The organism is Ruegeria sp. CDSC002, assembly GCF_059610905.1.
This window is the reverse complement of record NZ_JBXWOM010000006.1, coordinates 339,518-360,506: the sequence shown is the minus strand read 5'-3', so window position 1 is coordinate 360,506 and position 20,989 is coordinate 339,518. Positions and strand designations below refer to the sequence as shown.

Here is a 20,989-nt window from a genome sequence, read left to right as displayed (position 1 = left end):
GCTGACGACCCAGCTCGGATGTGATCGAGCCGAACAGCTCGGGATCACGGTCAGACAGGGACTGGGTGAAAAATCCGGTATCACGGAGATTGGCGTTCATGGGGGCTCCACATGGCTGGGTAAGAATCTTGCGGATTTCCTATCGGAAACGGTACATGCGCAAAAGCTTTAAAGCGACGAATTGGCCCGCTGTGGCGTCAAGTCTGGCTTATCGGGGAAAGGTATGGTTGTTTCGGAACCAAATGTGCAAGACCGGAAACCGCAACAAATGATCCAGAGAATCGCTTTCCTCGCCAGCGACGTCAAAGTGGCCCAAACAGCCCGCGACGTGCTGGTGAAACGTTATGGAAACGCGGCACCGCGGGATGCCGATGTTGTCGTTGCACTGGGCGGTGACGGGTTCATGCTCCATACGTTGCACAGCATGCAGCATCTGGACACGCCGGTTTATGGCATGAACCGAGGAACAATCGGCTTTCTGATGAACGAGTTCCACGAAGCCGACCTTATGGCCCGTCTGGGCGAAGCCGAGGAAGAAGTCATCAACCCACTGGCCATGCGTGCGATGGATCAGTCAGGTAAGATGCACGAGGCGCTGGCGATCAACGAGGTGTCGCTGCTGCGCGCAGGGCCACAAGCCGCGCGCCTCAGGATAAGTGTCGATGGCCGTGTTCGCATGGATGAACTGGTCTGTGATGGCGCGTTGTTGTCCACGCCTGCCGGATCGACCGCCTATAACTACTCGGCTCACGGCCCGATTCTGCCAATTGGATCAGATGTTCTTGCCCTGACGGCTATTGCTGCATTCAGGCCGCGTCGGTGGCGCGGTGCGCTGTTGCCCAAGATCGCCAAGGTGCGTTTCGATGTGCTAGATGCGGACAAACGCCCGGTCATGGCCGATGCAGATTCGGTTTCATTCCCTGATATCGACTGGGTCGAGATCCGCTCTGAACCTGCAATCCAGCACCGCATTTTGTTCGACCCGGGGCATGGGTTGGAAGAGCGCCTGATATCCGAGCAATTCACCTAAATTTTGGGACTTACGAATTTTTTAGAAGTTGTGTGAAGCAGTTCACATGAGCTTCATTAACTTTCCGCTAATCTGATCTTGCCCGGAGAACACGTCTCGGTGGGAGTGAGTGGCCACCAAACGACGTTTTCGAACGATTGCGCAGTTTACGCGCTGGCGAGGGTAGGTGGTGCTACGCTCGTTAATGATATCTGGGCTTATTTTAGTAAGCGGACCCCGGGCACAAAACCCCGGGGTCTATTTTCGTTTTGGGTCGCACTACGTGTCCATCTTCTCCCACAAGGGCAAGCACATTTGACCGACGCGCGCCTCAATTGCGGCGGCGGCATCCACGGCCATATCTTCACGCCAGCGGCGGGCAGCGATCTGGACATTGATCGGCTGCGGGCCGCTGGACAAATCCGCCAGCCGGGCCGGAACGCAAGCGGCGGGCAGGCCAAGGAAGTTCATCGCATAGGAATAAACGGCGCAGCCAAGAACCTCGTGCACCCCTTCGGCACCTTCGGTGTCCCGATCCGGCTTGAAGAATGGTTGCGGTAGGAAGGGCGACAAGACCAAAGCATAGTCTTCCGCAAACAACGACCATTCACGGGCATAGTGGCTCCGCTTGGCCAACATTCGGATCAGGTCGGTTTCAACTATGGGCGGGAATTCCTGAAAATAGACGTCAAAGATCTCGCGGATGGTTTCAGATCCTGCCGCCATGATGTCGTTTTGCATCAATGTCAGGACTTCGCCCATCAAGGCGCGATACCCTGACCGACCACACTCGAATACATCCGGCGGGTCGATCTCCTCCACCAGATAGCCGGCGTCGACCAGCGCATCGCGGGCCGTGTCCAGCGCCTTGTCGACCTCGGGGTGCAGCGCGTAGCCGAAGGTGTTCTTGGTGAAGGCAACTTTGATCGGATCATCCAAGGCTTCCCCTCGCCACGGCATTGAAACGTGAAACGGATCGCGCGGGTCGGCGGCGATCAGGCTGGGCATGGACAGATGCAAGTCGGCGGCAGAGCGGGTAATCAGCCCCTGCACCGACATGGATTGTGCCAGAATTCCGCGTTCGGCTTGCTGGCTGGGGTTCCACGCGGGGACGCGCCCCAGCCCTGGTTTGACTGTGACCGCGCCATTGGCCGCCGCGGGAAACCGCAGACTGCCACCGATGTCGTTGCCATGCGCCAGCGCGCCAATCCCAGCCATCACGCCCGCACCGGCCCCGCCCGAAGACCCGCCGGGTGAGATATGGCGGCCCCAAGGGTTGTGTGTCCGGCCATGCAGCGGGTTGTCTGTATCGGCGCGGAATGAGAATTCGGGCGTGTTCGTCCGCCCGATCACGATGGCCCCGGCTTTCTGCAGATTGCGCACAACCGGCGCGTCGTCGGGCGCGATCACATCCTTCAGGGCAACAACACCGTTCGAGGTCGCACGCCCCTTTTGATCGACGTTAATTTTGATAGTGACGGGAACGCCATGCAACGGCCCCGCGGGTGCACCGCCTGCCACGGCCGCATCCAGTTCACGCGCACGCTCCAACGCCTCGGTGCTCAGGTCTTCGACCACCGCGTTCAGGTCTGGGTTGGCCTGATGCATTCGGTCGACTGCATGCTGAGTGACCTCCAACGCGCTCAACTCACCGCTGCGGGTCAAGGCGGTCAGGTCGGTGGCGTTCAGACGCCAGATATCGGTTTGTGTCATGGGCCCTCGCTGTCTTGGGATGACAGTAGGGGGCTTGTTTCAGGTTGCAAGAGAAAGACATGCGGGCGACGGATCGTCGCCCGCATGTCTGCTACTGAGCGTAGCCAAGGGTTTTCAACGCGACGGTGATCTCGTCCAGAATAGCCGGGTCATCGATGGTAGCTGGCATCTTGTAGTCCTTGCTGTCCGCAATCGACACCATCGTTCCACGCAGGATCTTGCCCGAGCGGGTCTTGGGAAGGCGGTCTACCACCACGGCTAGTTTGAACGCAGCGACCGGCCCGATCTTTTCGCGCACCAGTTTGACGACGTCTTGAACCACCTCGCCATGGTCGCGGTCACAGCCTGCATTCAGGCAAAGGAACCCTACTGGCATTTGACCTTTCAACTGGTCGGTCACACCGATCACTGCACATTCGGCCACGTCGGGGTGGGCGGCCAGAACCTCTTCCATCCCGCCGGTCGACAAGCGGTGGCCAGCGACGTTGATCACGTCATCAGTGCGCGCCATGATGTAAAGGTAGCCATCCTCGTCGACCATGCCTGCATCGCCGGTCTCGTAATAACCGGGGAATTGGTTCAGGTATGAACTTTTGAACCGATCCTCGGCATTCCACAGCGTTGGCAAGGTGCCCGGGGGCAGGGGAAGCTTGATCGCAATAGCGCCCAGCTCACCTGGCTTCATCGGATGACCGCCTTCGTCCAAAATTTGCACATCATAGCCAGGCATCGGTTTGGCGGGTGAACCCAGCTTGACCGGCAGTTCCTCGATCCCCAGTGGGTTGCCGGCGATGGTCCAGCCGGTTTCGGTCTGCCACCAATGATCGATCACCGGCACCTTCAGCGCGTCCTGCGCCCATTCGATCGTATCGGGATCAGCCCGCTCACCTGCCAAATATAAGGCGCGCAAGGAGGAGAGGTCGTACTTCGCCAGCATTTCCCCCTTGGGATCTTCACGCTTCACGGCACGGATGGCGGTGGGGGCGGTGAAAAAGCTTTTGACCTTATGCTCGGAAATCACCCGCCAGAACGTGCCTGCGTCGGGGGTGCCAACAGGTTTACCTTCGAACACAATCGTCGTGTTGCCGTGGATCAGCGGAGCGTAGCAGATATAGGAATGCCCCACGACCCAGCCCACATCCGAGGCCGCCCAGAACACATCGCCCGGATCGACATCGTAGATGTTCTTCATTGTCCAGTTCAGCGCCACCAAATGGCCTGCGGTCGGGCGTACAACACCTTTGGGTGCGCCGGTGGTGCCGGAAGTATACAGGATGTACGCCGGATGATTGCCATCGACTGGAACGCATTCTGCCGGTTCGACACCATATTGGAAGCCATGCCAGTTGTAGTCGCGCCCTTCAATTAATTGCGCCACTTCCTGCTCGCGCTGGAAGACCACGCAGAACTCGGGCTTGTGGTTGGCCATGTCGATGGCCCCGTCCAGCAGCGGTTTGTAATGCACGACGCGACCCGGTTCCATCCCGCAGGATGCGGCGATGATGGCCTTGGGCTTGGCGTCGTCGATCCGGACAGCCAGCTCATTGCTGGCAAAGCCGCCGAACACCACCGAGTGCACGGCCCCCAGACGGGCGCAGGCGAGCATGGCCTCCAGCGCTTCGGGGATCATCGGCATATAGATGATGACACGGTCGCCCTTTTCGACGCCCTTGGCGCGCAATGCCCCGGCCAGATTGGCCACGCGGTTGCGCAGTTCGACATATGAAATCTCGCGCTTGGTGTGGGTGATCGGGCTGTCATAGATGATTGCGGCCTGTTCGCCGCGACCATTTTCGACATGCCGGTCGACCGCGTTCCAGCAGGTGTTCACTTTGGCATCGCTGAACCACTCATACAAAGGGGCGTTGTCGTCAAACAGGGCTTTGGTCGGCGGTTGAACCCAGTCAATTGCCTTTGCAGCGTTCATCCAAAAAGCCTCTGGATCCGATTTCCAGCCTTCGTAAATGTCCTGATATGCCACGGTGAACTCCTCCTAAATCTCCTTGAGAAATGTGTTATGTGGCCAAGGGGCACCGCACAAGCGAGCGCTGTGACGGAGCGTCACTTTATCGCAAAAAATTTGCAAGAATCCGCAGGTTGGCCTGCAAATTTTTGCAAATCATCGCCTTTTTGCTGACTTTTAAAGATCAATTTTGCGCTTTTGCAAAGTTGAATATTTTGGCGTGCAAATTATTGCCTGCTGTGAATCAAACAGGGTGCCGATACTGGCGCCCTGAATACTGTGCTCAGGTTTATTAACCGTAATGCGCTACGGGTGTACCTGCGATCGCCGCCATATTCAGCAATCCGCGCGCTGTGATCGACGGCGTCACGATATGCGCCTTGTTGCCCATGCCCATCAGGATCGGGCCGACCTCCAAGCCATCGGCCTTCATTTTCAGGATATTGCGCACTCCGCTCGCCGCATCCGCATGGGCAAAGATCAGAACGTTTGCTGTTCCTTTCAGGCGTGAGTTCGGGAAGATCCGCGAACGCAGTTCAGGGTCGAGGGCCAGATCCAGATTCATTTCACCTTCATATGTGAAATCGCGCGGCTCGGCGTCGAGGATATCCAGTGCCGCCCGCAACCTTTTGCCCGATCCTTCAGCCTGATTGCCAAACTGCGACTGAGAACAGAAGGCGATTTTAGGCTCGATCCCGAAACGCCGAACATGACGCGCGGCGCCAATGGTCGACTCGGCCAGCTCTTCGGGGGTTGGTAGCTGCCGAACATGGGTATCGGCAATGAACAGCGGTCCGTCCTCGAGGATCATCAGCGACAGCGCGCCATGCGGGTGCAGATCGACATCGCCCAGAACCTGTTCGACGTAGTTGAGGTGCCAACGATACTCGCCAAAGGTGCCGCAGATCATGCTGTCTGCCTCACCACGTTGCACCATGATGGCCGCAATGGCGGTGTTGTTCGTCCGCATGATCGCCTTTGCCAGGTCCGGCGTGACACCGCGGCGTTGCATGATCTCGTGATACGAGTTCCAGTAGTCATAATATCGCGGGTCGTCTTGCGGGTTTACAATCTGGAAGTCTTTGCCGGGACGGACCGTCAGCCCCAACCGTTCGCATCGTGCATTGATCACTTCGGGGCGGCCGATCAGGATTGGGGTTTCGGTTGTTTCCTCAAGAATAGCCTGAGCTGCGCGCAGAACACGCTCGTCCTCGCCCTCGGCAAATACGATCCGGCGCGAGGCCACGGCCGCGGCCTCAAAGACCGGGCGCATCAGCAGGGCAGACTTGAAGACAGACTGATTCAACCGTTCTTTGTATGCCTCGAAGTCGTCGATCGGGCGCTTGGCCACACCGCTTTCCATCGCGGCTTTGGCAACGGCCGAGGACACGACGCCGACAAGGCGCGGGTCAAAGGGTTTGGGGATCAGATAATCGGGGCCAAATGTCAGTTGCTCACCTTTGTAGGCCGCAGCCGCCTCGGCGCTGGTCGTGGCGCGTGCCATCTCGGCGATCCCGTCCACACAGGCGATCTGCATTTCGTCGTTGATTTCGGTCGCACCCACATCCAGCGCGCCCCGGAAGATGAAGGGGAAACACAGCACGTTGTTGACCTGATTGGGAAAGTCGCTGCGGCCGGTGGCAATGATCGCGTCCGGCGCGACTTCGCGTGCGGCTTGTGGCAAAATTTCCGGGCTTGGATTGGCCAGCGCGAAGATGATCGGGCGCTTGGCCATCTTCTCAACCATCTCGGGCTTCAGGACGTTCGGCCCGCTAAGGCCAAGGAAGAGGTCTGCATCGCCGATTACATCGTCCAGCGTGCGCAAATCCGTTTTTTGTGCGAATTGATCCTTGTGCAGGTTCATGTCCTCTTCACGGCCTTCATAGACAAGCCCGTGAATGTCGCACAGCCAGATATTCTCGCGTTTGACGCCCAGTTTGACCAGCATCATCAGGCAGGCAATTCCCGCCGCGCCGCCACCGGTTGAGACCACTTTGACGTCTTCAAAATTTTTGCCGGCGACGTGCAGCGCATTCTTGGCCGCGGCACCCACGACAATCGCGGTGCCGTGCTGGTCGTCGTGAAAGACCGGGATGTTCATCCGTTCCCGGCACAGCTTTTCGACAATAAAACAGTCCGGCGCCTTGATGTCTTCAAGGTTGATCGCGCCAAAGGTCGGTTCCAATGCGCAAACGATATCCGCCAGTTTCTCGGGGTCAGGTTGATTGAGCTCGATGTCAAAGCAATCGATCCCGGCGAATTTCTTGAACAGGACGGCCTTGCCTTCCATCACCGGTTTAGAAGCAAGCGCGCCGATGTTTCCCAGCCCCAGAACCGCTGTTCCGTTTGAGACGACCGCAACCAAATTCCCGCGTGCGGTATACAGCTCGGCGTTGGCAGGATCCGCTTTGATTTCCAGGCTGGCTTCGGCCACACCGGGTGAATAGGCGCGTGCCAGATCGCGGCCGTTCGCCATTGGTTTAGTCGCTTTGATTTCAAGCTTACCGGGCTTTGGATGGGCGTGATATTCTAGCGCGGCCTGCCGCAGGCTGGGTGTGTCCGACATCGGCGACTCAACTCCTCAGAAAATTTGATTTAGTGTTAAACTATTTCCCCGGCTTTGGCTACGCTACGTCATTTTGCAACAGTTTCGCTAAAGTTCACCGACTTCCCGTTGAAAAGCGTCGTATTGCTTTTACATTCGGGCAACTTTGGAGCCAACTTAGACCTGTCGAGCACTGAAAGCCATAAATGAGCTATAAAGACGAAATTCAGGCCGGGACTGCCTTCCCGGCGGAACAAGTTGTGGTTGGCCCGGATCGCGCCGCTTACGTATCGGTTTTGCTGATCGCCATCCTTATCCTTGTCGCCGTCAGTATCTGGCCGGTTCAAGCCCTTGCTCTGAACGAAGAGGGGGGATTGTTCGAAACGATTTCGGCCGCAGCGCTTTTTGCCTCAGGTCTGGCCGCGCTCTGGCGCTATCCCGGCATCACCCGTCTTTATATTGCGCTGGTCTGTCTGTTGCTGGCGGAAAGAGAGCTTGAGGCGGAAATCTATCCAGTCGACAGCCTGCCATATTGGGTCCTTAACGGTTTGGACAGTGTGCTTGATATGACGTCGGTCCGGATTGTTCTGGCCGTCATCGTGATCGGAGGCGCCCTATGGCATGGAGCCCCGACGGCATGGCGGGCGGCAAAGCGACGGGCGCCTTTTTTCGTGATTTTCGTGCTGGCGGGATTGCTGGCGGTAACCGCTCAGCTGCTCGAGGAAGTTTCCGGAATTTACCAGGCAGATCTGTCCACACTTATGACAGTGCGGCTCTTTGTGCTGGAAGAAACGCTTGAGATGTTCTTTTCGATTGGCATTTTGGCCTCTGTTCTGATCGGATGGCCAAAATCCGATGCCGAAGAGACGCTGAATGACCTCGACCTTGAACAACAGCCAGACGCGCGCTGAAATCCGACTGCCCACCAGCGAGCTGCGCGACGATATCCCGTTTTTCACAAAGACCCTCGGAATGAGGATGGATATGATCTATCCCGCTGACGATCCGAGTGTTGCCGTGTTTTCAGGCCACGGGTTGCGCCTTCGGGTTGAGAGGGACGCGCCTGAAGCGGCAGGCACGATCCGCATCCTGACAGACGATCCTGACGGTTTTGCGGGCGGACAGCGGACTCTGGTCGCGCCAAATGGTACACGGGTTGAAATTGACGAGTTGAACCCGCCGATGGTGATGCCTGAAACGGTGCATTCCTTTGTGGTTCGCAGGCTCAAGGATCAGGCACCCTGGATCATCGGGCGGGCGGGGATGCATTACCGCGATCTGGTGCCAGATCGGCTGGGTGGGTCGATCATCGCCAGCCATATCCGTATCCCCGATGGGGGGCCGGTGCCGGATATGGTGCATTTCCACAAGGTCGGGTTTCAACTGATTTTCTGCATCCATGGTTGGGTCGACGTCGTGTACGAGGATCAGGGCGAAAAAATGCGCCTGACAGCCGGGGATTGCTTTATCCAACCCCCAGAAATCCGCCACCGCGTTCTTGAAGCCTCCGATAATGTTCAGGTGATCGAAATCGGTGTTCCCGCCGAACATGTCACCGAAATCGACCACGAGATGGGCCTGCCTACGCCGAATTTCCGCCCGGACCGCGAATGGCAAGGGCAGCGTTTTGTTTATAACAAAGCCGAGAATTCAGAGTGGGGACCATTCCGCCTGCCAGGATACATCTGTCGCGACACGACGATTGCCGAGAATACCAAGGGTGTTGCAGGCGTGCAGGTCGTACGAAAAGGGCAGGGTGAACCGGTCTGGGCGACGCATGACACGGATATCCATTTTACCTTCGTCATGACGGGCGAGGTAACTTTGGAAGGTGAAGGGCGCGACCCCTACCGTCTGGAACAAGGGGATGCGTTCGTGATCCCGCCCGGTATGCGCACCAAACTGTCCGAACCTTCTGATGATGTCGAATTGCTTGAAGTCACCCTTCCAGGAGTCTTCAATACCGATCTGGTCTAGGTGAGAATTTGCCTGGGAATCTTGTACTCGGGGGTTCAACTCCCCGGGCAGTTTCCTTTAGGGTGTGATTTTCTGACCAGTTGATCAAAAATGGGGAATCGCCATGACTTTGAAAGATGCAGCGTTGTCTGTCCGGGAAAAAGCCTATGCGCCTTATTCCAACTTCAAAGTTGGGGCGGCAATCCGGTCCGCCAGCGGTGAGGTCTATTCCGGCTGTAACGTGGAAAACGTGGCTTACCCTGAAGGCACCTGTGCCGAGGCCGGAGCTATTGCCGCGATGGTCGCTGCGGGCGAACAGGAACTGTCCGAGGTCTATGTTGTTGCCTCAAGCCCGCAACCGGTTCCGCCGTGTGGCGGTTGCCGGCAAAAGCTGGCCGAATTTGGCAAGCGGGACGTCAAGGTGACGCTGGCGACCATGGAAGGCGCCGAGTTTGTAACCACGATTGGAAAATTGCTGCCGGGCGCTTTCGACGCCTCGCACATGGAGGACGTGTGACCCCATGGACGCCCGTTCGATCATTGCAAAACTGCGCCGGAATGAGGTGCCGACCGGAGATGAGCTGAACTGGTTCGCGCAAGGTTTGGCCGATGGTGGTGTTAGCGACGCTCAAGCGGGCGCTTTTGCCATGGCCGTCTGTATGGGCGGATTGGGCACCAAAGGGCGCGCCGATCTGACGATCGCCATGCGCGACAGCGGTGATGTGCTCAGCTGGGATTTCGATGGCCCGGTAATTGACAAACACTCGACCGGTGGGGTGGGAGACAGCGTAAGCCTCGTGCTCGCCCCTGCACTGGCTGAGATGGGGGCTTATGTCCCCATGATCTCGGGGCGGGGTCTGGGTCATACTGGCGGTACCCTGGACAAGCTTGAGGCCATTCCCGGTGTCAGCACCCAGATCGGTCAGGACCGCCTGAAGCAGATTTTGCGGGATACAGGCGCGGCCATTGTCGGGGCCACGGGGCAGATCGCCCCGGCAGACAAACGCCTTTATGCGATCCGTGATGTGACGGCGACCGTTGAAAGTCTGGACCTGATCACAGCGTCGATCCTGTCCAAGAAACTGGCCGCCAGCCCCGAGGCTTTGGTGCTGGACGTCAAGGTCGGCAGCGGCGCGTTTATGAAGACGCTGGAGGATGCGCGCAAACTGGCAAAGGCCCTGTCGGAAACTGCGAATGCAGCAGGTTGCCGGACCTCGGCGGTCATCACCGATATGCACCAACCTTTGGCGCCCGCGCTGGGCAATGCGTTGGAAGTGGCCGAGGTGATGAAGGTCATGACGCAAGACCCCTATGCCCCGCTGGCCGAAATCTCGGCCGAGTTGGGCGGGGTTCTGCTGGCGGATGCCGGGATGTTCGCAACCGCCGAAGAAGGGCGCGACAAGATCACGGATGTCATCCGCGACGGTCGCGCGGCGGAACGCTTTGGGCGTATGATGGCAGCCGTAGGCGCGCCACTGCAGTTTGTTGAAAACTGGTCCCGGTACTTGCCAGAGGCCAGCGTGATCCTTGAAGTTCCGGCACCGACCAACGGACACATCACTGCCATTAACGGTGAGGCGCTGGGCCTGACAGTTGTTGCACTGGGCGGCGGACGGCAGGTTGAAGACGACGTCATCAACCCGGCCGTGGGTCTGTCTGACATCGTCCGGCTGGGCGACAAAGTCGAGAAGGGCGCGCCTTTGGCGGTAATCCACGCTTCGCGGGAGGATGCCGCGCGGCGGGCCGCCCAGAGCGTTCTCAGCGCGATCACGATAGGTGCCGATGCCCCGGCAGAGCCCACTCTTGTCCACGAAAGGAATACGCCGTGACCCGCGCGTTTCTTGTGGTGATGGACTCGGTTGGCATCGGCGGCGCGCCGGATGCTGATCGGTTCTTTAATGGCGATGTGTCGGACACGGGTGCAAACACACTGGCCCATATTTCACAGGCCTGCGCCGAAGGGCGGGCTGATGACGGGCGCTCAGGTCCACTGTACCTGCCAAACTTGGATGCGCTGGGACTGGGGGCCGCAACGCGGTTGGCATCGGGGTCAGAAACGCCGGGCTTGGAGGTCGATCCGTCTGGGCGCTGGGGGTGCGCGACAGAGCATTCACTGGGCAAGGATACGCCTTCGGGCCACTGGGAGCTGGCCGGTCTGCCGGTGCCGTGGGATTGGCATTATTTCCCGGATACCACGCCAACCTTCCCCGCCGACTTAAGCCAGGCTGCGGCCCAGGCGGCTGGAACAGACGGAATTCTGGGTGATTGTCACGCCTCGGGCACGACCATTATCGCCGAATTGGGGGCCGAGCATATGCGGACCGGTTGGCCAATCTGCTACACTTCCGCCGACAGCGTGTTCCAGATCGCGGCACATGAAGAGAGCTTTGGCCTCGACCGCCTGCTGGACATGTGCAAGGCGCTTGCCCCGCGGTTGCATGAGATGAAAGTGGGGCGGGTGATCGCGCGACCATTCATAGGCTCACCCGATCAGGGCTTTACCCGCACCACCAACCGAAAGGATTTTGCTATCCTGCCGCCGGCGCCGGTTTTGACCAATTGGGTGCAGGATGCGGGACGCCGCGTCCATGCGGTGGGCAAGATCGGTGACATCTTCTCGATGCAGGGGATCGACACGCTACGCAAAGGGTCGGATGCCGAGTTGATGGGCCACTTGTCCGATTTGGTCGATCAGGCCGAAGAAGGCAGCCTGACCTTCGCCAATTTTGTTGAATTCGACAGCCTCTATGGCCACCGCCGTGATATCAGCGGCTATGCCCGCGCCTTGGAATGGTTCGACCGCGAGATCGGTTTGATTCTGAACAAGCTGCGCCCGGGCGATCTTATGCTTTTGACCGCCGATCACGGCAATGACCCCAGTTGGATCGGAACCGACCACACGCGCGAACAGGCGCCCGTTCTGATCGCGGGGCAAGGCACGGGCAAAATCGGGGCCGTCGATTTTGCCGATGTCGCCGCAAGTATCGCACACCATCTGAACATTCCGGCACAAGGGCCGGGGAAGAGTTTTCTATGACCGTCGCAGACCTACCCAAAATCGAGTTGCACCTGCACCATGAAGGGGCAGCACCGCCTGAATTCATCCGCCAGCTTGCGCATGAAAAGCGCATAGACCTGAGCGGTATTTTTAAATCAGACGGAAGTTATGACTTCCGCGACTTCGCCCACTTTCTCAGTGTCTACGAGGCCGCCTGCGAGGTGCTTAAATCACCCGAGGATTTCCGCCGTCTGACTTTGGCCATTCTGGAGGAAAGTGCTGCGAATGGGGTGGTCTATTCGGAAACCTTCCTCAGCCCTGATTTCTGCGGCGGCGGTGATCTGCACGCCTGGCGTGACTATCTGAACGCCATTCAGGATGCGGCAGACGAGGCCGAGCGCAAGTTCGATATCACCCTGCGCGGCGTTGTCACGTGCGTCCGGCATTTCGGACCCGAACAGGCGAAACAAAGCGCCTATTGCGCAGCAGAAACCGCCGGTGACTGGATCACCGGGTTTGGCATGGGCGGTAATGAGGGCGTCGGGACGCAGGGCGATTACAAATGGGCCTTTGAATGCGCTCGCGAAGCTGGGTTGCGCCTGACCACCCATGCCGGAGAGTTCGGCGGGCCCGAAAGCGTACGCGATGCTGTTCGGGACCTCGGTGTCGAACGGGTCGGCCACGGCGTGCGGGCCATTGAGGACGACGATCTGATCCGGGAACTTGTCGACCGCGAAGTCACACTTGAAGTCTGCCCCGGTTCCAACGTGGTTCTGGGCCTGTTTCCCGATTTTGCGGCACATCCGATTGCCCGGTTGCGCGATCAGGGCGTGAACGTCACAGTTTCCACCGACGATCCGCCGTTTTTCCATACCACCATGCGGCGCGAATATGAGATGTTGCATCAGGCCTTTGGCTGGGACGCCGAGGATTTTGCGGCCCTGAACGACACAGCCCTGAACGCGGCCTTCTGCGATGATGAAACCCGCGAACGGGTCAAGAAAAGACTGGAGAGAACATGAGCGAACACCTGACCGTCGTTGACCACCCGCTGGTGCAGCACAAACTGACGCTCATGCGGGACAAGGGCACCTCGACCGCTGTTTTCCGACAGCTGCTGCGCGAAATCACCCTGTTGCTGGCCTATGAGGTCACGCGTGAACTGAAGCTGACCACCCGCCACATCGAAACCCCAATGGAGGAAATGGACGCCCCCATTCTGGCCGGTAAAAAACTGGCTCTGGTGTCGATCCTGCGTGCGGGCAACGGAATGCTGGACGGGGTGCTGGAACTGGTTCCCTCGGCCCGTGTCGGGTTTGTCGGGCTGTACCGCGACGAAGAAACCCTGAAGCCTGTGCAATACTACTTCAAAGCGCCTGAAGGTCTGAAGGATCGGCTGGTCATCGCGGTTGATCCGATGCTGGCAACCGGCAACAGCTCGGCTGCGGCGATTGATTTGCTGAAAGAAGCCGGGGCGACGGATATCCGTTTCCTCTGCCTGTTGGCCGCGCCCGAAGGCGTCGCCCGCATGAAAGAGGCGCATCCTGACGTGAACATCGTCACGGCGTCGCTGGATCGCGAGCTGAACTCAAAAGGGTATATCATGCCTGGGTTGGGCGATGCCGGCGACCGGATGTTTGGCACCAAGTAATCGGTTTACTCGCCACAGATATTCTGCAGCCGGACCCAATCGCGGTCCGGCAGCACTTGCGGCAGCGGGCGCCCGGCCATCGGGTCGGCCTCGATCAAGCCTAGAGTGTCTTCCCCCGTGACATCCACAGCATAGGCATATGGCGTTGAAGGCAGCGCCGCCTGGGCAAAAACCTCTAGCAAAGCTTGATCGGACAAAGTTGGGCGCGGTTCTGACAAGACCTGTTCGGTATAGGCGTCAACGATCTCGGGCGTCAGCTCTCCGGTTGTCAGCAGGCGAAACGCCGTAGTTGGGCCGGTTCGGTCCAGTACTTCGTCCAAGGGATCCTGTGCGGCAGCCCGCGCGCGTTCGGCGATGATGTAACCGGCGGCGATGGATGGGTCCTCGTGATCTTCAACCAATGAGCGGTTCAACAGAATGATCCCACCAGGCAGGCCGAGGCTTGTTTGTACCCCAGCGGGCAGAATAACGACCTCTCGCACTCCGGTTCGGGCTGCCAGTTGATCCAACGCAGCCTGTGCATCCTCGGAGGTGCACGAAACACCCGAAACCCGTTCAATTCGGTGCAGGATCGCATCCCCGATATCGTATCGCTTGATCTCGGGGACAACAGAAACGACGTGGCTTTGCAGTGCGGCCGGAACCCAAAACAGCAATAGTGCGGCAACTGCAGCAACCACTCCCGTAACACTAAGCCAGCGCAACCGTCCGGGATGCGGGCGCGACCGATCAATTGCCTTTTGCAAACGGTCGATCGCCGCGATCATCGTGGTCTCTGTTTCTTCCAGCTCCAGCGTTTCGTCGGGGTCGCCGTCCGGGTTAAAGATTGCGGGATAAAGTCCTGGGTTCTGTCGTTCCAGCGCAGCCAATGACCAATGGGTCAATGCCCGATCGTTGAAATCAGAAATCGTCAGCGTTGCTTCGCCAATCGACACCACAACCTCGCGCCGCTGCACGTCGGGCGATGGGCGCCACAGACCGGTGGCTTCGATCCGTTCGTACTGTTTCAGAGCCGTCATCAAGGTGAAGTTTGCTCGTTATTATTTTGCCCCAGCTTAACATGGTAAATTCAAAGGGCGCAAACCAGTTGCGCCGTCTGCGGTAAATGTGCTGGATACAACGGCGCGCGAAGGATCGGCCTGTCGTGCTCCACTGTTATGCCGAGGTGAATGATGCAGGCGGACACTCAGACGTCACCCATACTGGCATCGGTGCTGATGATCAGCGCGATGGCCATCATCGGGGTGATAGACAACGTGGTGATCCTGTTGGCGGAAACGGTTGGCCTGTGGCAATTCCACCTGAGCCGCGCGTTGCTGATGTTGCCGCTGATCTTTGGTCTGTCGCTATTGGGGCTGGGCAGTATGCGCCCGAAACGATTTGGCCCGGTGATTCTGCGCAGCGTACTGATCACCCTGGCCATGTTGTTCTATTTCGCGTCGCTTGCGGTTATGCCGATTGCGCAGGCGCTGGCCGGGTTGTTCACGTCGCCGATCTTTGTCCTGTTGATCTCGGCCCTGGCAATGAAACAACGGATTGGTCCTTGGCGTATCGTTGCGGTTTTGCTGGGGTTTGCAGGGATCCTGTGCGTGCTGCAGCTTGACCCCTATGATTTCGATACCCGCAGCCTGTTGCCGGTCGCCGGGGGCCTGTTCTACGCGTTGAGTGCCGTTATCACGCGCAGCCACTGTTCGGATGAAAGCACCGTCGCTCTGTTGGCCGCGATGATCATCACGCTGGGGGCAGCCGGGGGGATCGGTCTTCTGGTTCTCGAGCTGATTCCGGTGGCCGCGCCGGATGGTCCCGACGGTTTCGCCGCGCGGGGTTGGGTCTGGCAGATGCAGCCCGCATTGTTGTGGATCGCAATACAGGCGGTTGGTTCCACGATTGCCGTCTTCATGTTGATCAAGGCCTATCAGGTGGGCGAGCCGTCCTATGTCGCGGTCTTTGAGTACTCGGTCATGATCTTTGGTCCGCTCTTTGCTTTTGCGGCCTTCGGGCAGGCAATCGGGCCGATGCAGATTGCTGGGATTGGCTTGATCGCAATCGCTGGTGCCCTGTTGGGATGGCGTGCAGGGCGCGAGGCTGCTCGGCCAGAACCGGTTTAGCCGTATCCTGAGGCCAGCTTATTGTTATGAGAGGGCAAGCGGGGATCATTCAGACCTGACCCCGATGGGTGTAACATGACCCGGGCGATTTCAATCGACGGGCTCCGACAGATTCGGCCGCACGGATAAGCGCTGGTGGTCATTATAGTTTCCAAAAACCTGCCAATATTTCCAAATTGCGCAGTGTTGTTCAAAGAATTGTTGTTTTTCACGGCTTTAAGAACGCAAATTGGGCAGCAATGTGTCTAAACAAAGTCGGCCATGTTTAAGTTGTGCTAGTCGTTATGAGTAGTTGTTTTGTGTCAGAAGTGGGTGCGACACGTGTTAAAAGTACAGAGTGTTTTGAGTTATGAGGCCGTTCCGAACCATCAAGTGCAGGACAACCCTGCGGTTTCGCTGAACGCGCGTCGGGGTGGTTTTGTCCACGGAACTAAGATCGCGACGGATCGCGGTTGGCAGCCTGCTGAAGGACTGCAAGCAGGCGATCTGATCCGAACGATGGACAACGGGTTCAGGGCAGTCTCGCGGGTTGCGACCGATTGCATCGCAATCCCTGCCAGTGAGACCAAAGCGGAAAACCTGCCGGTCCGTGTGCCGTCAAACACTTTGTATAATGGCGATCCGGTCTGGTTGATGCCAGAGCAGGGCGTGGCGTTGGATAATACCAAATTGAACCGGGGTCCGATCACGCTGCCGATCAGCATGCCCGTGGTCCCTGCGCGGGTTCTCAGCGGTACGTTCCGGCTTTCGTCCAGTGCGCCATCATTGCTGTTTGAGGTTTGTTCGTTGTTCTTTGAGCAAGACGAAGTGATCTACATTGAGGGCGGCCTGCGCGCCTTTTGTCCTGCGGGCCGCTTTGGGTCGAACAGCCGGCCCGCGAACGCCTCTTACAAGGTGGTCGATGCTGAGCGGACCGAAGATCTGATCGACATGGTCGCGCATAGCAGGGATATAGCAGTGCTTGCAAACTCACTGGGCGCGCTACCGGCGCCGATCATGCAGAACCCGATATTTCCGGCGCGACCTGTTATGGGCGCTCGACGTCCTGGGAGACCGGGGCGGCCTGCTCCGATATTCTAATTTTCTTAAAGCTATTGATTAAAGAATGGCGCTGGCGCGGTAACCCGCACCAGCGTCTATTTTTTAGGCAGCTTTTGCTTCGGGGTCAAAGCGACCATAGAAGCTCTGGCCTTTCTCAGCCATCTCACGCAGCAGCGGCGGGCAGGCGAAACGTTCACCATACTGTGCCGTCAACTGGTCGCAACGCTCGGCGGCGTAGGGCGTGCCAATGATGTCCAGCCAGCTGAGCGGACCACCCGACCATGGTGCAAAGCCCCAGCCAAGGATCGCACCCACGTCGCCTTCGCGGATGTCCTCCAGAACGCCTTCTTCCAGCGCGCGGACCGCTTCCAGAACCTGCGCGAACATCAGTCGTTCTTGCACTTCGATCAGGTCAGGCTGGTCCTCGGCATGCGGGTATTTCTCCTGCAGACCCATCCAGTACTCGGTACGCTTGCCTTTTTCGTCATAGTCGAAGAAGCCCGCGTTTGCCTTGCGGCCCAGACGGCCCTGTTCTTCCATCCAGAAGATCAGATCATCGCCCGGGTTTTCCGGATAGGCATCGCCCATCGCGGCTTTGGTGGCGCGAGCAATCTTGGCGCCCAGATCAATCGAGGTTTCATCGTTCAGCTGGATCGGCCCAACGGGGAAGCCCAACTGACGCGCGGCGTTGTCAATCAGCACAGGGCTGACGCCCTCGGTGATCATGCGCAAACCTTCGTTGATGTAGGGAATGATGCAGCGGTTGGCATAGAAGAAGCGTGCGTCGTTGACCACGATCGGCGTCTTGCGGATCTGGCGGACATAGTCCAGCGCCTTGGCCACTGCGCGATCACCGGTTTCCTTGCCTTTGATGATCTCGACCAGGAACATCTTCTCGACTGGCGAGAAGAAGTGGATGCCGATGAACTGATCCGGACGCACCGACGCCTTGGCCAGATCGCTGATCGGCAGGGTCGAAGTGTTCGACGCAAAAATGCAATCCTCGGGAATGATCGCCTCGACCTTCTTGGTCATCTCGGCCTTGACGCCCACATCCTCGAACACGGCTTCGATGATCAGATCGCAGCCTTTGAGGTTGTCTAGATCCGGGGTTGCGGTGATGCGACCCAGCATGGCCTCTTTCTTCTCAGCGGTGACCTTGCCGCGCTTCATACCCTTGTCCAGGTAGCTCTCGGTGTAGGCCTTGCCTTTATCCGCGGCCTCTTGGTCACGGTCGATCAGAACCACTTCCATACCGGCCTGAGCTGAGACCAGCGCGATACCGGCACCCATCATGCCCGCGCCCAGAACGCCGATCTTCTTGACCCGCTGATCGGGTACGCCCGCCGGACGCACAGCGCCTTTTTCCAACGCTTCCTTGTTCAGGAACAGCGACCGGATCATCGCACCCGACGACGGGTTCATCAAAACAGATGTAAACCAGCGCGCTTCGATCTTCAGCGCGGTGTCGAAATCGACCAGTGCGCCTTCGTAAACTGCACTCAGCAGAGCCTTAGCCGCAGGGAAGGCGCCTTGGGTTTTGCCGTTCACCATCGCCGACGCGCCGACAAAGTTCATGAAACCGGCTGGGTGGTAGGGGGCACCGCCGGGCATCTTATAGCCCTTCGCATCCCAGGGTTTGACGATATCCGCGTCCTTGGCGTTCAGCACCCATTCCTTGGCTGCGGCCATTGGGTCGGCTGCGATCTCGTCAATATAACCCGCGCCCTTGGCTTTCTTGACGTCCAGCATTTTGCCTTCCAGCAGCAGCGGAGCGGCGGCAATCGCGCCAACCTTGCGGACCATCCGGGTGGTGCCGCCCGCGCCGGGGAAGATGCCGACCATGATCTCGGGCAGGCCATATTTGGCCTTGGGGTTTTCGGCCGCAAATATGCGATGCGTAGACAGCGGCAGTTCCATGCCAATGCCTGCGGCAGTGCCGGGCAGAACGGTCGCAATCGGCTTGCCGCCCTTCTTGGTCTTGGGGTCCATGCCCGCCATCTCGATCTTGCGCAGTAGGGCGTGCATCTGCATCGTGCCCTCGAACAAGCCTTTTGCCGGGTTGTCGCCCGCCTGTTCCTTCATCACGGCCAGCAGGTTCAGGTCCATGCCGCCTGCAAAGGAGCCTTCCTTACCGGATGTGATAACGATCCCTTTGACGTCTTCATCAGCCAGCGCCTGATCGACCAGATCGCTCAGTTGCGCCAGCCCGTCAAAGGACATCACGTTCATGGTTTTCCCGGGCACGTCCCAGGTAATAATGGCGACGCCGTCTGCGTCTTTGCTCAGAGTGAAATCAGTCATTGTCATCTCCAATCTGGTCAGCCGTCAGCGGGCTGCCATCTTTGCGGGTGAAGGCGAATCCGTTCTCATCATCCTTCACCATCATGTCTATGTCGCTGTAATAGCCGGTCTCGGTCGGGGTCCGTGTGCCCACCACCAGAAAGGTCGCGGGCGCATCGGTTTTGTTCACAAGGTGGTGGCCGTTGGCCTCACCTGCGGGCCAAGCGGCGCAATCGCCGGGCTGCATCTCATGCTCACCATCGTCATCGATCAGCACGCAGGTGCCGCTGAGCATGATGGCAAATTCGTCCTGCTCCATGTGGTAATGGCGCAGCGAAGACATGCCTTGCGGTTCCAACCGCACGATGTTGACCCCGTATTGGGACAGCCCGCCTGCATCGCCCACACGCTGGACGAAACGACCTGCGGTCGCCTCGGCCAGTTTGCCGGGATAGGCCGAGCCACCCTGAAACGGGATCTGAGAGAGATCCAGCTTGGGCATCAGACGCGCTCGATGATCGTCGCTGCACCCATACCGGATGCAATGCAGAGCGTGGCCAGACCGGTTTCCTTGTCCTGACGCTCCAGTTCATCCAGCAGAGTGCCGATGATCATCGCACCGGTTGCGCCCAGCGGGTGGCCCATGGCGATCGAACCGCCGTTGACGTTGACCAAACCGGGGTCGACATCAAACGCCTGCTGGAACCGCAGAACGACTGAGGCAAAAGCTTCGTTCACTTCGAACAGGTCCAGATCACTGATCTTCATTCCGTTGTCGGCCAGAATCTTCTCGGTCACCGGTACCGGGCCAGTCAGCATGATGGTCGGATCGGTGCCAATCTTGGCAGTCGCTTTGATGCGGGCACGTGGCTTGAGGCCGTATTTCTCACCGAATTCCTTGTTGCCGATGAGAACCGCCGCAGCACCGTCCACGATGCCCGAGCTGTTGCCCGCGTGGTGGATGTGGTTGATCTTTTCCAGATGCGGGTATTTCAGCATGGCCACCTTGTCGAAGCCGGGCATCTGTTCGCCCATCATCTGGAAGGCCGGGTTCAGGCCGCCAAGGCTTTGCATGTCAGTGCCGGGGCGCATGTATTCGTCGCGGTCCAGAATGGTCAGGCCGTTCTGATCCTTGATTGTGATAACCGATTTCTCAAAGCGGTTGTCTGCCCATGCTTCCGCGGCTCGGCGTTGCGATTCCATCGCCAACGCGTCTGCGTCATCACGGCTAAAGCCATATTCGGTCGCGATGATATCGGCCGAGATTCCCTGTGGCACGAAATAGGTGTCCATCGCCAGCGAGGGATCAACGGCAATCGCTGCGCCGTCGCTGCCCATGGCAACGCGTCCCATCATTTCCACGCCACCTGCGATGTACGCCTGGCCAGCGCCGCCTTTGACCTGGTTTGCCGCCAGGTTCACAGCTTCCATGCCGGACGCACAGAAACGGTTGATCGCCAGACCGGGGATCGACTGATCAAGATCCGAGGCCAGAACCGCGGAACGTGCCAGACAGCCGCCTTGTTCCATCACCTGCGTGACGTTGCCCCAGATCACGTCCTCAACGGCGTGGCCTTCCAGATTGTTGCGCTCTTTCATCGCATTCAGGGTCAGGGCGGACAGGCGTACCGAGGTTACCTCGTGCAGGCTGCCATCCTTGCGGCCCTTGCCGCGCGGTGTGCGCAGGGCGTCATAAATATAAGCTTCGGTCATGGGGTCTCT

The 20,989-nt window shown here is 58.6% G+C and carries 17 protein-coding genes; 10 read left to right on the top strand and 7 right to left on the bottom strand.

Annotated features, from left to right (window positions below):
• The first annotated feature begins 268 nt into the window (after positions 1-268).
• Positions 269-1,030 (top strand): NAD kinase, encoded by a 762-nt coding sequence (locus AC2FJE_RS13890; protein WP_058274290.1) that lies wholly within the window; start codon positions 269-271, stop codon positions 1,028-1,030.
• A 258-nt stretch (positions 1,031-1,288) separates the two neighbouring features.
• On the opposite strand, the gene AC2FJE_RS13885 is transcribed toward AC2FJE_RS13890, so the two are convergent.
• The 3 genes from AC2FJE_RS13885 to AC2FJE_RS13875 form a co-directional block, all read right to left on the bottom strand.
• Positions 1,289-2,722, bottom strand: coding sequence for an amidase family protein (locus AC2FJE_RS13885; RefSeq protein ID WP_496761060.1), 1,434 nt, complete (start codon positions 2,720-2,722; stop codon positions 1,289-1,291).
• Between the two features lie 91 nt (positions 2,723-2,813).
• Positions 2,814-4,703 carry a propionate-CoA ligase PrpE gene (prpE, locus tag AC2FJE_RS13880; RefSeq protein WP_496754745.1) on the bottom strand — a complete coding sequence of 630 codons (1,890 nt, stop codon included), beginning with the start codon at positions 4,701-4,703 and terminating at the stop codon, positions 2,814-2,816.
• A gap of 274 nt (positions 4,704-4,977) precedes the next feature.
• Positions 4,978-7,251, bottom strand: a complete 2,274-nt coding sequence (locus tag AC2FJE_RS13875; RefSeq protein WP_496761059.1) for an NADP-dependent malic enzyme — start codon at positions 7,249-7,251, stop codon at positions 4,978-4,980.
• A 185-nt stretch (positions 7,252-7,436) separates the two neighbouring features.
• On the opposite strand from AC2FJE_RS13875, the gene AC2FJE_RS13870 reads away from it, so the two are divergent.
• The 7 genes from AC2FJE_RS13870 (at position 7,437) to upp (ending at position 13,835) form a co-directional block, all read left to right on the top strand.
• Positions 7,437-8,141 carry a hypothetical protein gene (locus AC2FJE_RS13870; protein WP_496754741.1) on the top strand — a complete coding sequence of 235 codons (705 nt, stop codon included), beginning with the start codon at positions 7,437-7,439 and terminating at the stop codon, positions 8,139-8,141.
• The gene (locus tag AC2FJE_RS13865; protein WP_496754739.1) at positions 8,104-9,207 is read left to right on the top strand and encodes a cupin domain-containing protein; all 1,104 of its coding nucleotides are present in this window, start codon (positions 8,104-8,106) and stop codon (positions 9,205-9,207) included. The genes AC2FJE_RS13870 and AC2FJE_RS13865 overlap by 38 nt, the downstream gene beginning before the upstream one ends.
• Before the next feature lie 103 nt (positions 9,208-9,310).
• Positions 9,311-9,703: a cytidine deaminase gene (locus AC2FJE_RS13860; RefSeq protein ID WP_282119948.1), complete on the top strand. Its 393-nt coding sequence runs from the start codon at positions 9,311-9,313 to the stop codon at positions 9,701-9,703.
• Between the two features lie 4 nt (positions 9,704-9,707).
• Positions 9,708-11,015, top strand: coding sequence for a thymidine phosphorylase (locus AC2FJE_RS13855; protein ID WP_496754737.1), 1,308 nt, complete (start codon positions 9,708-9,710; stop codon positions 11,013-11,015).
• Complete coding sequence (locus tag AC2FJE_RS13850; protein ID WP_496754735.1) at positions 11,012-12,223, top strand: phosphopentomutase; 1,212 nt, start codon at positions 11,012-11,014, stop codon at positions 12,221-12,223. Before AC2FJE_RS13855 ends, AC2FJE_RS13850 begins: the two co-directional genes overlap by 4 nt.
• Complete coding sequence (locus AC2FJE_RS13845; protein ID WP_496754733.1) at positions 12,220-13,206, top strand: adenosine deaminase; 987 nt, start codon at positions 12,220-12,222, stop codon at positions 13,204-13,206. Before AC2FJE_RS13850 ends, AC2FJE_RS13845 begins: the two co-directional genes overlap by 4 nt.
• A complete protein-coding gene (gene upp, locus AC2FJE_RS13840) occupies positions 13,203-13,835 on the top strand; it encodes a uracil phosphoribosyltransferase (RefSeq protein WP_058274218.1) in 633 nt (210 codons plus the stop codon). Before AC2FJE_RS13845 ends, upp begins: the two co-directional genes overlap by 4 nt.
• A 5-nt stretch (positions 13,836-13,840) precedes the next feature.
• Here upp and AC2FJE_RS13835 read toward each other — a convergent pair whose 3' ends face one another.
• Positions 13,841-14,854, bottom strand: a complete 1,014-nt coding sequence (locus AC2FJE_RS13835) for a hypothetical protein (protein ID WP_496754731.1) — start codon at positions 14,852-14,854, stop codon at positions 13,841-13,843.
• Positions 14,855-15,007: 153 nt separating this feature from the next.
• Here AC2FJE_RS13835 and AC2FJE_RS13830 point away from each other — a divergent pair, with 153 nt between their 5' ends.
• Both AC2FJE_RS13830 and AC2FJE_RS13825 read left to right on the top strand, forming a co-directional pair.
• On the top strand, positions 15,008-15,943 hold the full coding sequence (locus AC2FJE_RS13830) for a DMT family transporter (protein ID WP_282169187.1): 936 nt from the start codon (positions 15,008-15,010) through the stop codon (positions 15,941-15,943).
• Between the two features lie 321 nt (positions 15,944-16,264).
• Positions 16,265-17,023 carry a Hint domain-containing protein gene (locus AC2FJE_RS13825; protein WP_496754727.1) on the top strand — a complete coding sequence of 253 codons (759 nt, stop codon included), beginning with the start codon at positions 16,265-16,267 and terminating at the stop codon, positions 17,021-17,023.
• Between the two features lie 63 nt (positions 17,024-17,086).
• Here AC2FJE_RS13825 and AC2FJE_RS13820 read toward each other — a convergent pair whose 3' ends face one another.
• The 3 genes from AC2FJE_RS13820 to AC2FJE_RS13810 are packed head-to-tail and all read right to left on the bottom strand — an operon-like array spanning position 17,087 to position 20,980.
• Entirely contained in the window at positions 17,087-19,288 is a 2,202-nt protein-coding gene (locus AC2FJE_RS13820) for a 3-hydroxyacyl-CoA dehydrogenase NAD-binding domain-containing protein (protein WP_496754725.1), read from the bottom strand.
• Entirely contained in the window at positions 19,281-19,769 is a 489-nt protein-coding gene (locus AC2FJE_RS13815) for a cupin domain-containing protein (RefSeq protein ID WP_170560902.1), read from the bottom strand. Before AC2FJE_RS13815 ends, AC2FJE_RS13820 begins: the two co-directional genes overlap by 8 nt.
• Positions 19,769-20,980 (bottom strand): acetyl-CoA C-acetyltransferase, encoded by a 1,212-nt coding sequence (locus AC2FJE_RS13810; protein ID WP_058275809.1) that lies wholly within the window; start codon positions 20,978-20,980, stop codon positions 19,769-19,771. Before AC2FJE_RS13810 ends, AC2FJE_RS13815 begins: the two co-directional genes overlap by 1 nt.
• Positions 20,981-20,989: the final 9 nt, after the last annotated feature.